Origin of the sequence: Ureibacillus suwonensis (genome assembly GCF_042655065.1) — a bacterium.
Classification (GTDB): Bacteria; Bacillota; Bacilli; order Bacillales_A; family Planococcaceae; genus Ureibacillus; species Ureibacillus suwonensis.
Genome location: NZ_JBHSNQ010000166.1, coordinates 1 through 14,551, shown reverse-complemented (window position 1 = coordinate 14,551; position 14,551 = coordinate 1). Strand labels below are relative to the sequence as shown.

Annotated in this window: 13 protein-coding genes; 12 read left to right on the top strand and 1 reads right to left on the bottom strand. The window is 42.1% G+C overall.

Annotated features, from left to right (window positions below):
* Window positions 1–223 precede the first annotated feature (223 nt).
* Window positions 224–1,720, top strand: coding sequence for a DNA/RNA helicase domain-containing protein (locus tag ACFPOH_RS12555; protein WP_390309939.1), 1,497 nt, complete (start codon window positions 224–226; stop codon window positions 1,718–1,720).
* A gap of 82 nt (window positions 1,721–1,802) precedes the next feature.
* On the opposite strand, the gene rnhC is transcribed toward ACFPOH_RS12555, so the two are convergent.
* Complete coding sequence (gene rnhC, locus ACFPOH_RS12550; RefSeq protein ID WP_390309937.1) at window positions 1,803–2,744, bottom strand: ribonuclease HIII; 942 nt, start codon at window positions 2,742–2,744, stop codon at window positions 1,803–1,805.
* A 202-nt stretch (window positions 2,745–2,946) separates the two neighbouring features.
* Here rnhC and zapA point away from each other — a divergent pair, with 202 nt between their 5' ends.
* The 11 genes from zapA to trxA all read left to right on the top strand — a co-directional run bounded on the left by zapA (window position 2,947) and on the right by trxA (window position 14,315).
* The gene (gene zapA, locus ACFPOH_RS12545; protein ID WP_342468991.1) at window positions 2,947–3,222 is read left to right on the top strand and encodes a cell division protein ZapA; all 276 of its coding nucleotides are present in this window, start codon (window positions 2,947–2,949) and stop codon (window positions 3,220–3,222) included.
* Window positions 3,223–3,227: 5 nt separating this feature from the next.
* Window positions 3,228–3,773, top strand: coding sequence for a CvpA family protein (locus ACFPOH_RS12540; RefSeq protein WP_342468992.1), 546 nt, complete (start codon window positions 3,228–3,230; stop codon window positions 3,771–3,773).
* 87 nt (window positions 3,774–3,860) lie between these two features.
* Window positions 3,861–5,570 carry a DNA polymerase/3'-5' exonuclease PolX gene (gene polX / locus ACFPOH_RS12535; RefSeq protein ID WP_342468993.1) on the top strand — a complete coding sequence of 570 codons (1,710 nt, stop codon included), beginning with the start codon at window positions 3,861–3,863 and terminating at the stop codon, window positions 5,568–5,570.
* Window positions 5,571–5,600: 30 nt separating this feature from the next.
* A complete protein-coding gene (locus tag ACFPOH_RS12530) occupies window positions 5,601–7,967 on the top strand; it encodes an endonuclease MutS2 (RefSeq protein WP_390309934.1) in 2,367 nt (788 codons plus the stop codon).
* Between the two features lie 14 nt (window positions 7,968–7,981).
* Window positions 7,982–8,392, top strand: a complete 411-nt coding sequence (locus ACFPOH_RS12525) for a DUF350 domain-containing protein (RefSeq protein WP_390309932.1) — start codon at window positions 7,982–7,984, stop codon at window positions 8,390–8,392.
* Between the two features lie 384 nt (window positions 8,393–8,776).
* Window positions 8,777–10,474, top strand: a complete 1,698-nt coding sequence (locus ACFPOH_RS12520) for a long-chain-fatty-acid--CoA ligase (protein ID WP_342468996.1) — start codon at window positions 8,777–8,779, stop codon at window positions 10,472–10,474.
* Between the two features lie 90 nt (window positions 10,475–10,564).
* Window positions 10,565–11,149 (top strand): TetR/AcrR family transcriptional regulator, encoded by a 585-nt coding sequence (locus tag ACFPOH_RS12515; RefSeq protein ID WP_342468997.1) that lies wholly within the window; start codon window positions 10,565–10,567, stop codon window positions 11,147–11,149.
* A 12-nt stretch (window positions 11,150–11,161) separates the two neighbouring features.
* A complete protein-coding gene (locus ACFPOH_RS12510; protein WP_342468998.1) occupies window positions 11,162–11,932 on the top strand; it encodes an enoyl-CoA hydratase in 771 nt (256 codons plus the stop codon).
* A gap of 24 nt (window positions 11,933–11,956) precedes the next feature.
* Entirely contained in the window at window positions 11,957–12,730 is a 774-nt protein-coding gene (locus tag ACFPOH_RS12505) for an electron transfer flavoprotein subunit beta/FixA family protein (protein ID WP_342468999.1), read from the top strand.
* Window positions 12,731–12,802: 72 nt separating this feature from the next.
* On the top strand, window positions 12,803–13,780 hold the full coding sequence (locus tag ACFPOH_RS12500) for an electron transfer flavoprotein subunit alpha/FixB family protein (protein WP_342469000.1): 978 nt from the start codon (window positions 12,803–12,805) through the stop codon (window positions 13,778–13,780).
* Window positions 13,781–14,000: 220 nt separating this feature from the next.
* Window positions 14,001–14,315 (top strand): thioredoxin, encoded by a 315-nt coding sequence (gene trxA, locus ACFPOH_RS12495; RefSeq protein WP_342469001.1) that lies wholly within the window; start codon window positions 14,001–14,003, stop codon window positions 14,313–14,315.
* The last annotated feature ends 236 nt before the right edge of the window (window positions 14,316–14,551 follow it).

Below are 14,551 nucleotides of genomic sequence, written 5' to 3'. Positions count from 1 at the left end.
GGGTTGGAAAGTCTTGAAGCTCGTTATGAAAACTTGCGTCAATTATCTTAATTGAACCGCCGTATACGGAACCGTACGTACGGTGGTGTGAGAGGACGGGAGTTAATCGCTCCCTCCTACTCGATTCTGCAACACGCTTTGCTTAATAAATGGGAATTGACTATAATTCAGTTTAAAGTGGTTTGCATATAAAGGTTATTCTAGTTCAAAGGAGATATTTTAAGTGAAGCCGATCATTTTATTTTCGCTGCTGAATGCGAAAGAGGATTTGGATGAAACAAACTTTATCCAGTATTTGGAACAGTTTGGCATCAACCCAAGATTAAGGACGAGCGAATTTCTTGATTTGCATGCGTTTGTGGAATCATTAAGAAAAGGGCACGAAACGGTTGAAATTTACAATGGTTATTATGTCGGCTATATGATTAAGCAAATCGGGAAAGAATTTGATTTATTAAGAATCGGGAAAGATTGCGTCATCAATATCGAGTTGAAACGGGAGGGGGATATCGGGAAAGTTACGAAGCAGCTGGTTCAAAACCGGCATTATTTAAATTTTTTGGATGTGGACGTTTACAATTTTACCTACATTTCTTCGACAAACCGATTATATCAGTTGAATGAACATAATCAGGTGGATGAAATCGAAATACATACTTTAATTGAAAAATTGCAACGGCAACAGCTTCGCGTCATCGAAAATTTGGATGATTTGTTTGATCCATCGAATTACTTGGTATCCCCCTTTAATGCAACGGAAGCATTTATGGAAGATAAATATTTTTTAAGTGCCCAGCAAAGTACATATAAAAGGGAAATCATAACATCGAAGCTGGTCGATCAATCCAAAGTCTTTGCCCTCCAAGGTGGTCCCGGAACCGGAAAATCATTGCTCACCTATGACATTGCGAAAGAGTATATAAGACAATCAAAAAATGTCATTATTTTCAACTGCGGCCGATTGAATGGCGGGCATATCAAGTTGATCCATGAATATCGGTGGCCGATCGTCCCCATCAGCAAGTTCCATGATGTCATCCATGATGAAAGCAATTTATCCAAATATGACTTGATCATTTTTGATGAGGCACAGCGGCTGTATCTTAAGAAGTTGCAGGAATTTATCCGACTCCTTGAAAAGTCGAAAACAAAATGCATTTTTTCTTATGATCCGAGCCAAGTGTTGACGGCTTTTGAAATGAAAAATAAAATACCGAAACTCATTGAAACGACATTGAAACCGGTGAAATACGAATTGACGGAAGTGGTCCGATACAATAAAGAAATCCATTCATTCATCAAAAAATTGTTTGATTTGTCATCACAGGTGCCGATGCAGCAATATTCCAATGTGAGCATCCAATATTTTTCCTCCGTCCAGGCTACGAAAAGCTACTTGAATTTTTTGCAGGAAGCCGGATGGAAAGTGATCGATTTCACTCCTTCCAGATACATAGATCCATCCAGAAACCATCCAATGGCGGTGACCACCGCGGATGTGATTGGGCAAGAGTTCGATCAAGTCGCGGCAGTGATTGATGAAACTTTTTACTATAAGCCGAATAACAGACTGGCGGCGAAAGTGGAGTGCAGGAAACCGTATTATCATCCGGCGAAAATGCTTTACCAAAACATCAGCAGAACAAGAAAGAAATTGCAGGTGGTCGTTGTCAATAACCTGGTTGTGATGGATCACATATTAAAAATCTTGAAGCATTAAATATACCATCCGATTTGGCATATACATAGAAGACAAAGAAAATGGCCGCCTCTTGGCTCGGCCATTTTCTCATTTGATGCGATTATCCTTTGCGCATCTTTTCATAAATCCTTTTCGCCTTTTCGGTATTGGAAAAATGCCATTTTGCGATGGAACGGAGGGTGTTTTCACCATGCTCCAACAAAATTTTTGCGGCCATTTCGTCCACCAGGTGGCCGGCTCCTTTTTGAAGGGGTAGTCCCACCATGGAAGACAACCGATCCATTTCCAGCAAAAATCCGTATCTTGCGATGATGGAAGCGGCGGCCACCGCTACATGAAGCTGTTCCGCTTTGGTTGAAAAAAGGACATTATCCCGGACAATTTCTTTTTCGTTTTGGATATAGCCGTAATATGTTTCCCGTTCCGCAAATTGATCGATTAAGATATATTCGGGCTTTTCCGGGGAAATTTTTTGAAGCACATGCTTGATTGCTTGATTGTGCAACAGGGCTTTCATTTTTCCCTGGCTGAACCCGCGGCTTTGCAGCTCGTTATACTTGTCGTTGCGCAAAATCAACAGGCTATGGACACAGCTTTCGATAAGGTCCGGTGCAATTTCCCGTATTTTATCATCATTGAGTTGTTTTGAATCTTTGACGCCCAATTCTTTCACCAGTTCAATTTTTTCTTTGGGCACATAGACGCTGGCAACTGTCATCGGGCCGAAATAATCGCCCGTTCCGGTTTCATCGGAACCGATCACAGACATCCGGGAAAAGTTTTCCGGGAGCTGATCGCCTTTGATGCGGTTTGAATCTTGGACACCATTGCTTTCCGTCATGTCCCCAAACCGGCTTGCTTCCCGTTCTGCACCGGCCCCTTGAAACATCACTTTTCCGGAGTTGTAAACAGTGATCGCCGCATCGGGAAGTTTTGCGGCAAAGGCAACACCGGGGGCATTCCGCTCAATTTGGTATTTGAGATAATAAGCTTTTACTTCTTTACATTGTTCCGTTGTCAATTGCAAAACGATATTGGCCATAAAAGTATCCTTTCTCTGGAAAAATTTATATAGATTTTATCAAAATTTCTTCAATCTGATAAACCCTTACAACTCCATGTTGTATGTGACGGAATAAAGATGTTATGATTTATTTATTGATTCCGAAAAAATTTATATTTATATATAAAAGTGCTCCAATGCAAAGAATGATTCATCGAAATGCAAATCTGGGGGTGTCGAATTGGCTGAGCAAGAAAAAAATATACCGGAAAAAAATAAAATTGAAGTCAAAATCTATGGCTCTACATATAAATTGGTTGGCCCTGAATCAATCGGTCATCTGCGGTTGGTCGCTTCCATTGTGGACGATAAAATGCAAGAAATAAAATTACATAATCCATCCCTGAATACGACTCAATTGGCCGTATTAACCGCTGTCAATACGGTTCATGAATTATTAAAGTTAAAAGAAGAAGTTGAAAGATTAGAAGAAGAATTGAAAAAATTGAAGGGTTGAACTGCATGTTGGACATCATATTGCTCATTATTTTTGCGATTAGTTTGTTGATCGGAATAAAGCGCGGTTTTATCATGCAAGCCATTAACCTGGTCGGCTTTTTTGTCGCTTTAATTGTCGCTTATATTTACTATAAACCGCTGGCGGAAAAATTTGTATTATGGATTCCATATCCGGGAATCGAACCCGGTTCATCCTTGACATTGGTGCTCGATGCATTGGATGTGGATAAAACCTTTTATCGCATTATCGCTTTTGCCGTGATTTTCTTTGTTGTAAGACTTGCCATGCAAATTGTCGCTTCAATATTTGATTTTTTGGCCTTTTTGCCGGTATTAAAGTCGTTTAACCGGATCCTGGGCGCGTTGCTTTGCTTTGTGGAGTTTTATTTCATTCTGTTCATTTTATTGTATGTATTTGCTTTATTGCCGATTGATTCAGTACAAAAATACATGGGGAGCTCCATCATCGCCAATATCATGCTCGAGCATACACCAATCGTCACCCAATTGTTCCAGAAACTATGGTATAGTTATTTAGAAAATCAATAATCATCCATATGATTGTCAAAAGTATCTTCCATCTTCCACAATGGAGATACTTTTTTGCGGTTTACTAAAGAAAAAGGTGGGACACCGTTGAATAAAAAAACGATTATCCGAACGTTGGAAAAAATCGCATTGTATCTTGAATTGCAAGGGGAAAACCCTTTTAAAGTTTCCGCTTTCCGCAAAGCGGCGAATGCTTTGGAACTGGATGAAAGAAGCCTCGATGAAATTGACGACTTTACAAAAATCAAAGGGATTGGAAAAGGCACGGGGACAGTCATCGATGAACTGATCCAAACGGGGGAATCCCAAACATTAAAAGAGCTGGAACAACAAGTGCCAAAAGGGTTGATCCCGCTTTTGAAGATTCCTGGACTTGGCGGAAAGAAACTGGCCAAATTGTACCAGGAACTTGGCGTGGATAGCGCGGAATCATTAAAAGAAGCGTGTGAATTAAATAAAGTGCGCAATTTGCCGGGGTTTGGCCCGAAAACGGAAGAGAAAATCCTGAAAGAGCTTGAACAATTCGGGGAAAGGAAAGAAAGGCTTCCGATTTGGTATCTTGAAACCGTCGTGAAAGAAATCGAACAGCTTCTTTCCGCAATCGAAGAAGTTGAACGGTTCTCTGTTGCGGGAAGTTTCCGTCGTGTAAATGAAACGAGCAAAGATTTGGACTTTGTCATTGCGACGGAACAACCGGAAAAGGTGAGGGAACAGCTGTTAAACCGATTGGCCGTCAAAGAAATCGTTGGCAGCGGGGATACAAAAGTATCCGTCGTGATTGATTTGGACGAGCTTGTGAGTGTAGATTTCCGTTTAGTGGCAAAGGATGAATATATAACGACCCTTCATCATTTTACCGGTTCGAAAGATCATAATGTACGCATGCGGCAACTTGCAAAAGAACAGGGAAAGAAAATCAGCGAATATGGAGTGGAACAGCCCGATGGACAAGTGGTCACTTTCCGGTCGGAAGAAGAATTTTTTGCCCATTTTGGTCTTCCTTATATACCGCCAACTGTCCGCGAAACAGGACATGAATTGGATCGGTTAAAGGAACTGGAGGAATTGGTGACAATAGAAGATATTAAAGGGGATTTGCACATGCATACCACTTTCTCCGATGGAGCCAATTCCGTTTTTGAAATGGGTGAGGCGCTGATCCAAAAAGGGTATCAGTTTGGCGTCATTACTGACCATTCCCAATATTTGAAAGTGGCAAACGGGCTCACGCCGGAAAGACTGAAGAAACAGCGGGCTGAAATTGATGCGTTTAATGAAGCGCATCCGGGGTTTACATTGTTTGCCGGTACAGAAATGGATATTTTGCCGGATGGCACCCTGGATTATGATGACGATGTATTAAAAGAATTGGATTTTGTCATCGCCTCCATCCATACAAGTTTTTCCCAGCCGCAAGAAAAAATTATGGAACGTTTATTCAATGCCATAAAACATCCATATGTCCACATGATTGCGCATCCAACGGGAAGAATCATTGGCGAGCGGGAAGGTTATCGTCCCGATGTGCAACAATTGATTTATTGGGCGAAGGAATACGGGAAAATCCTGGAATTGAATGCCAGCCCGTACCGTCTCGATCTTTGCGTGGAGCATTTGAAACTCGCAATGGAACTTGGAGTGCCGATTGCGATCAATACCGATGCCCATGCCATTGAGCAATTGGAGTATATGGAGATCGGCACGAAATATGCCCAAAAGGCCTGGTTGAAAAAAGAGCTTGTTGTCAATACATGGAGCATCCAGGAGTTTAAAGCGTTTATTCGGAGAAATAAGTAATCAGTATGTTGACAGACAGGAGTGTTCAGAATGATTGCTGAACGAGCATTAAAAACCCTTGAATTTGATAAAGTGCGTGCCCAAGTGGCTGAATTTTGCACCTCTTCCCTTGGCAGAAGGCAAATTGAGCAATTGGTGCCGCAAACGGACTATGAAAAAGTGGCGGAGCTTTTGGAAGAAATGGATGAAGGGCTTGCTGTTTTGCGGGTGAAAGGGCATGTGCCGATGGGGGGCATTTTTGATATCCGTCCCCATTTAAAACGCGCTCAAATCGGCGCAATGCTCAGCGCGATGGAATTGATGGAAATCTCAAGCACCATACGGGCAAGCCGCATTTTGAGGAATTTTATTGAAGATATCGAAAATGATGGGGATATCCAGATCCCCCATTTCATCGAACGGAAAAATCAAATGCCGGTTTTGACCGCATTGCAGCATGAAATTGACGATTGCATCGATGAAAACGGGGCGGTGCTGGATTCTGCCAGCGCGGAGTTGAGATCCATCCGCCAGCAACTGCGCTCCGAAGAAGCCAAAGTGCGCCAAAAACTGGATAGCCTGGTGAGGGGACCGGGTGCCGCGAAAATGCTTTCCGATACCATTGTAACGATCCGAAATGACCGTTATGTCATCCCGGTGAAACAGGAATATCGAAGCCACTATGGCGGCATTGTCCATGATCAGTCTTCTTCCGGCCAGACATTGTTTATCGAGCCGGAATCCGTCGTGCAAATCAATAATGAAATACAGCGATTAAAGGTTCGGGAAAAAGCGGAAATCGAAAAAATCCTGCTCGCGCTCACGGCAAAAGTCCAAGAAGTGGTGAATGAACTGTTTGAACTTGTCAAAATATTGGGGGACATCGATGCCATTTTGGCAAAGGCAAAATACGGCACAAAAAACAAATGCGCGAAACCGGTTGTGAATAATGAAGGATATATACGTTTGATACAAGCGAGACATCCTTTGATCCCGATTGAAAAGGCAGTGCCAAATACAATTGAATTTGGACGGGATGTCACGGCCATTGTGATTACCGGACCAAACACCGGCGGGAAAACTGTCACTCTGAAAACGGTTGGACTGTGCACGCTGATGGCGCAGGCGGGATTACCGATACCGGCCGTCGATGGTTCTGAACTTTCCGTATTCCGTCAAGTGTTTGCGGATATTGGGGATGAACAATCCATTGAACAATCCCTTTCCACGTTTTCATCCCATATGGTGAACATTGTGGAAATTTTAAATCACTTTGATGAACATTCGTTAATCTTATTTGATGAATTGGGTGCAGGAACCGATCCGCAAGAAGGGGCAGCCCTTGCCATCTCCATCCTGGATGAAGTGGTGGGGCGTGGCGCCCGTGTCATGGCAACAACCCACTATCCGGAATTGAAAGCTTATGCCTACAACCGAAAAGGAGTTATGAATGCAAGTGTCGAATTTGATGTAGAGACGCTCAGCCCTACGTATCGGTTATTGATTGGCGTCCCTGGACGTTCCAACGCTTTTGAAATTTCGAAACGGCTCGGCTTAAAGGATTCCATCATTAATCAGGCCAAGTCTTTTACAGGCACCGACCGCCGCGAAGTGGAGTCGATGATCGCTTCATTGGAAGAAAGCAGACGTCGCGCGGAACAGGAAGCAGAGGAAGCGCATGAAATATTGGAAGAAGCGGAAGTATTGCATAAAGAGTTGGAAGAAAAGCTGAATGAATGGAATGAAAAGAAAGAAAGCCTGGAAGAAAAAGCGAAAGCGGAAGCGCGGAAAATCATAGAGGATGCCAAAAAAGAAGCGGAGAAAGTCATCAAAGAATTGCGGGAAATGCAGCAAAATGCGAGCCATGCCATCAAAGAGCATGAGCTCATCGAAGCGAAAAAACGGTTGGAAGAGGCTCTGCCGGAAGAGAATCCAATATTGAAAAAACAGGCAAGAATCCGTGAACGGGCTCAGAACTTGCAGCCCGGCGATGAAGTGAAAGTGTTGAGTTTCGGCCAAAAAGGGACGCTGCTCGAAAAGGCATCCGATCATGAGTGGGTGGTGCAGATCGGCATGTTAAAAATGAAAATCGACGAATCGGATTTGGAATATGTGAAGCCGGAGAAAGAAAAACAAATGGTGACGCTGACGACAGTGAAAAATCGGAGCAATCATGTTAAATTGGAATTGGACTTGCGCGGAGAGCGGTTGGAAGATGCCATCTTGAAAACGGAAAAATATCTCGATGATGCCCTTCTCTCCAACTACAGCCGTGTCACAATCATTCATGGAAAAGGGACAGGGGCTCTGCGCCAAGGGATACACGAATATTTGAAAAAACATAAACGGGTGCGTTCATTCCGATATGGAGAAGCTGGCGAAGGTGGCTTGGGAGTCACAATCGTTGAATTAAAATAAGGGGGATGGTGAATGTGGGTTCAAATTTTTGGCGGCATCCTTTAATTGAAACGGCCGGTTATTTCAGTGTTGTCGTATTATGTTTGGTGGTCGCTATGGTGTTGTTTGAAGTAGTGACGAAATATAAAAACTGGGAAGAAATCAAGAAGGGAAATATTGCAGTCGCCCTTGCAACCGGAGGAAAAATTCTGGGGGTATGCAATATTTTCCGATATTCGATTGAGAGACATAACACATTTTTTGAAATGATCGGTTGGGGGTTATATGGGTTTGTTCTGTTGATCATCGCCTATTTTCTATTTGAATTTTTGACCCCCCAATTCAATGTGGACAAGGAAATTGAAGAAGATAACCGGTCTGTCGGATTGATTTCGTTCACCATTTCGCTTGGTCTTTCCTTTGTCATCGGCGCCAGCATCATTTAGGGAGGTTCCAATGGAAAAACTAGCAAAAATACTCATTGCCGTAGCCGTCATTTTTGTCATCATAGGAATTTATTATTTAATTTCTTTATAATGATTGTTATTAAATTTCTAATTCTGGTAGAAACGCTGTTCTGCGTTTCTACTATTTTTTTGCTGTTTTTATGCATGTATTTATTATATAAGAATAATAAAACGGTTTATTTTTCGACAATATCCAACATAGAAAATGTTATTAAAATTATTGAATGAAAAAGAAAATAGTAGAATAAATGAGAAAAAGTTTATAATTTCAAAAAAATAGTTTGAAAGAAGAATCTTTTTCCATTATAATAAGTATAACAATTGTAAGAAAATTTTCACTTTTCCATGAAGGGGGATGTGTCGATGTCTGACAAAGTGTGGCTTAAACATTATCCTGCTGATATACCACATACATTGGAGTATGAAGAAATTCCCGTTCAAACATTTCTGACGCGGGCCTACGAAAAAAATCCAAAAAAAGTTGCAATCCATTTTATGGGAAGGGAATTGGATTATCAGGAACTGTATGAATCGGCACTAAAATTCGCCAACTACCTGCGTTCGATAGGGGTTGAAAAGGGAGACCGGGTGGCAATTATGTTGCCGAACTGTCCGCAAGCGGTGATTGGCTATTATGGCGTCTTATATGCAGGGGGAATTGTTGTTCAAACGAATCCGCTTTATACGGAAAGGGAATTGGAATATCAGATGCAGGATTCGGAAGCGAAAGTGATTTTGGCATTGGATATTTTATATCCGAGAATCATGAAAGTGAAAAATCAGACCAAAATTGAAAACGTTATCATTACCGGTATCAAGGATTACCTACCTTTTCCGAAAAATCTTGTCTATCCGTTCATTCAAAAGAAACAATATGGGTTCAGCGTCAAAGTGGAGCATCAAGGACATACGCACTTATTTACTGAAATCATGCGAATTGAAGAACCGGCTCCAATCGATGTGCCTTTCGATTTTGAGGAGGATTTGGCGCTTCTTCAATATACCGGTGGAACGACCGGCGTGCCAAAAGGGGTTATGTTGACCCATAAAAACTTGATTGCCAATGCAATGATGTGTGACGCATGGCTATACAAATGTGAAGAAGGGAAAGAAACGGTACTGGGATTGCTTCCGTTTTTCCATGTTTATGGTATGACGACGGTGCTGATTTTGACCATCATGAAAGGAAACAAGATGGTCCTGCTTCCGAAATTTGATGTCGAGCAAGTATTAAAAACCATTGATAAGCAAAAACCTACCCTATTCCCGGGAGCTCCGACGATGTATATCGGGCTGTTAAACCATCCGGATCTGAAAAAATACGACTTATCTTCCATTAACGCATGTATCAGCGGTTCTGCTCCTCTACCTGTGGAAGTGCAGGAAAAGTTTGAAGAAGTGACGGGCGGAAAACTTGTCGAAGGATACGGTTTGACAGAAACATCACCGGTGACCCATGCAAACTTTATTTGGGATAAACGGGTGGTTGGATCCATCGGCGTACCTTGGCCGGACACGGATGCGGTGATCATGAACCCGGAAGAAAACAAAATTTTGCCGCCGGGGGAAATAGGGGAAATCGCAATTCGGGGTCCGCAAGTCATGAAAGGCTATTGGAAACGTCCGGAAGAAACCGCAAAGTCTTTCGCAGACGGTTGGTTCTTGACGGGGGATTTGGGCTATATGGATGAAGAAGGTTTCTTCTATGTAGTGGACCGCAAAAAAGACATCATTATTGCGGGCGGATATAACATTTATCCACGGGAAGTGGAAGAAGTATTATATGAACATGAAGCTGTTCAGGAATGTGTTGTTGTAGGGGTGCCGGATCCGTACAGGGGAGAAACGGTGAAAGCATATATTGTATTAAAAGAAGGAAAAACGGTGTCGAAAGATGAATTAAATAAACATTGCCGTCAAAACTTAGCCGCCTATAAAGTGCCGCGCATTTATGAATTCAGGGATTCCCTGCCGAAAACTGCGGTGGGCAAGATTTTAAGACGGACATTGGTTGAAGAGGAGAAGAAAAAACAACAGGCAAAAGAGCTTCAGGCAAATTAATTTTTATTGACAGAAAGTTCATGAAATTATAATATGAAAATATGAATGAATAATCATTCATATTTTCATATTTTTTTGGTGGTGAACTTCATGAACCGAGATAAACCGAAATATATGCAAATCATTGATGCTGCGGTTATTGCAATTGCCGAAAATGGTTACCATCAAACGCAAATTTCGAAAATTGCGAAACAAGCAGGTGTCGCAGACGGGACTATTTACCTGTATTTCAAAAATAAAGAGGATATTTTGATTTCTCTGTTTAAAGAGAAAATGAGCGTTTTTATTGATAATTTGAAAGACATCATAAAAACGGAATCCAGCGCTACTGAAAAACTGTCAAAAATGATAGATAACCATTTCAACGTCCTTGCCAATGATCATCATCTTGCCACAGTCACCCAATTGGAATTGCGCCAGTCGAATAAGGAACTAAGATTAAAAATTAATGCCATTTTAAAAGAATATTTGAACCTTCTCGATAATATATTGATAGAAGGCATGATGAATGGCGAGTTCAATCCGGCGATGGATGTGAGAGTGGCAAGGCAAATGGTATTCGGTACCATTGATGAAACCATCACATCCTGGGTGATGAATGAATTTAGATACAACCTCTTGGATAATGCATCAAAAGTTAAGCATTTGTTGTTGAATGGAATAAAAAATAAATAAAGGAGTGTCACCATGGAATTTCTAAGCTGGAAAGCAGAAGACGGAGTAGCGATTGTAACGATTAATCGCCCACCCGCAAATGCGCTTGCACAACAATTGATTCGTGAATTGGACGAATTGTTGAATGAAATTGAGCAAAATGACGATGTACGCGCCGTTTTGCTTCATGGCGAAGGGCGTTTCTTCTCGGCGGGAGCTGATATTAAAGAATTTACAGAGTTATCTTCCCCTGACCAGGCAGTAAAACTTGCCGAAAATGGACAAGGGGTGTTCAATCGCCTAGAATCTTTCCCGAAACCGGTGATTGCGGCAATTCATGGGGCTGCTTTAGGCGGCGGACTGGAACTTGCGATGAGCTGCCATATCCGCTATGTTGCCGAAGATGCGAAGTTGGGTCTTCCTGAACTGAACCTTGGCATTATTCCTGGATTTGGCGGAACTCAAAGACTGCCGCGTTATGTTGGAGCTGCAAAAGCGGCGGAAATGATTTTTACCGGAGAGCCGATTTCAGGAGTGGAAGCTGTACAATGGGGACTTGCCAACAAAGCGGTACCGCAGGAAGAGCTGTTGCCGAAAGCTTTGGAATTGGCGAAAAAGATTGCCAAAAAGAGCCCGGTATCATTGAAATCCGCCATTCATGCATTGCAGTTCAATAGAGCCTCTTTTGATGACGGCCTCAAAGCGGAGGCGGAACAATTCGGGGTTGTCTTCCAATCAGAAGACGCAAAAGAAGGCATTCAAGCATTCATTGAAAAACGCCAACCAACATTCAGTGGAAAATAATCGACTTATTAGGAGGTTTTATACATGAATATTTTCGTATTAATGAAACGCACTTTCGATACAGAAGAAAAAATCGTAATTCAGGATGGAAAAATCCAGGAAGATGGTGCTGAATTCATTATCAACCCATATGATGAATATGCCATTGAAGAAGCGATTCAAGTGAGAGATCAGCACGGCGGAAAAGTGACTGTGATTTCCATCGGCAATGAGGAAGCGGAAAAACAACTGCGTACAGCCCTTGCGATGGGAGCGGATGAAGCGGTTTTAATCAACACGGAGGATGATGTGGAAGAGCTGGACCATAGCGGTGCGGCTTATATTCTCGCAGAATATTTAAAAGATAAAGAGCCTGACTTGATTTTGGCCGGAAATGTGGCAATTGATGGCGGTTCCGGTCAAACAGGTCCGAGAGTTGCGGATTTGCTTGGCATCAATTACGTGACAACGATTACAAAATTGGAAATTGACGGAGAAAACGTGAAAATCGTCCGTGACGTTGAAGGGGATTCCGAAATCATTGAAACGAGCCTTCCTCTATTAGTGACGGCACAACAAGGGTTGAATGAACCAAGATATCCTTCTTTGCCTGGTATCATGAAAGCGAAGAAAAAACCGCTTGAAGAGTTGGAATTGGACGATTTGGACATTGATGAAGATGATGTGGAAACAAAAATCGAGACAGTGGAAGTATTCTTGCCTCCGCAAAAATCCGCCGGCCGCATTTTGCAGGGCGAACTAAAAGACCAAGTGAAAGAATTAGTAAACTTACTTCATTCAGAAGCAAAAGTGATTTAACAACTATTAAATGATCCGAAGAAATGAAGCGTCATAGAATAAATCGATTCGTACAGTAATGGAGGGAGTACAATGTCAAAGAAAATATTAGTATTAGGTGAAGTTCGTGACGGGGCACTGCGCAACGTTTCTTTTGAAGCAATCGCAGCAGCGAAACAAATTGCGGATGGCGGCGAAGTGGTTGGCGCCCTATTAGGCCACCAGGTGACAGATCTTGCAAATGAATTGATCGCATACGGTGCTGACCGGGTAATCGTTGTAGAGCATCCTCATTTGAAAACATACACTTCAGACGGTTTCAGCCAAGGATTGCTTGCCATTATTGAACAAGAAAAACCGGAAGGAATCGTCATCGGACACACGGCTTTAGGAAAAGACTTGGCGCCAAAAGTGGCTTCCCGCCTTCAATCAGCATTAATTTCCGATGTGACTGTAATTGAAGGGGCCGGCGATGATGCGTTGTTCGTCCGTCCGATTTACTCCGGAAAAGCCTTTGAAAAAGTAAAAATCAAAGAAGGACTTGTATTCGTCACAGTTCGTCCTAACAATATCGCGCCACTCGAAAAAGATGCGGGCCGCACAGGAAATGTTGAGTCCCTTTCTGTTGATATCAAAAACTTGCGCACAATCGTAAAAGAAGTTGTCCGCAATGCAACAACAGGAGTGGATTTGACTGAGGCGAAAGTCATCGTTTCAGGCGGCCGCGGTGTAAAATCTGCGGAAGGATTCAAACCATTGAAAGAACTTGCGGACTTGTTGGGCGGTGCTGTCGGAGCTTCCCGCGGTGCTTGTGACGCAGGATATTGCGATTACGCGATGCAAATTGGACAAACAGGTAAAGTGGTGACACCGGATTTATATATTGCTTGCGGTATTTCCGGCGCAATCCAGCACTTGGCTGGTATGTCCAACTCCAAAGTCATTGTTGCCATCAACAAAGATCCGGAAGCTAATATCTTCAAAGTGGCAGATTACGGAATTGTCGGAGACTTGTTTGAAGTGGTTCCTTTATTAATTGAAGAAGTGAAAGCATTGAAAGTGAATTCATAATCCCGGGAAACGGTAAGTTCCTGTATCGCCACATCTCAATTGTTTGAGATGTGGTTGTTTTTTGTTGTATGATAAAAATCATCAATGGACAACTTTGTTATGAAATTAAGAAAATTTGCATTTGCAACTAAGAGTTTCAAGTTCTTGAAACTCTTTACTACACTTTGAATTTTTGACATGCTATACTACATAAAGATGTTACATTAAGGAGGCATTTTAAATGGCAATTGTACATGCTACTGATCAAAACTTCGCACAAGAAATTTCTTCCGGCTTGGTATTGGTGGATTTCTGGGCAACTTGGTGCGGACCTTGCAAAATGATTGCTCCAGTTTTGGAAGAACTTGATGCTGAAATGGGCTCTGAAGTGAAAATCGTAAAAGTCGATGTGGACAATAATCCGGCAACAGCTGCAGAATACCAAATCATGTCCATTCCATCATTATTATTATTCAAAGATGGCCAATTGGTTGCTAAAACAGTTGGATTCCAGCCAAAAGAAGCTTTGGTTGAGTTCATCAATAACAATAAATAATGTTCTTAAAGAGGCTGGGACATAACTAATAAAGTGAACGAGCTGCAAAAAGAATTTTTGTAAAAAATTGATTGGAGTGACGGGGCGACTCCTGCGGGAACAGCCCGAGTCTCGAGACCCCGCAGGAGCGAAGGATTGAGCTCCGAGGAGGCTCGAGCCCAATGTCATCAACTTAAGATTACATTTAATGGAAGTTTATTTGAAAATTAATCTTTAATTTAACATTCACAAAAATA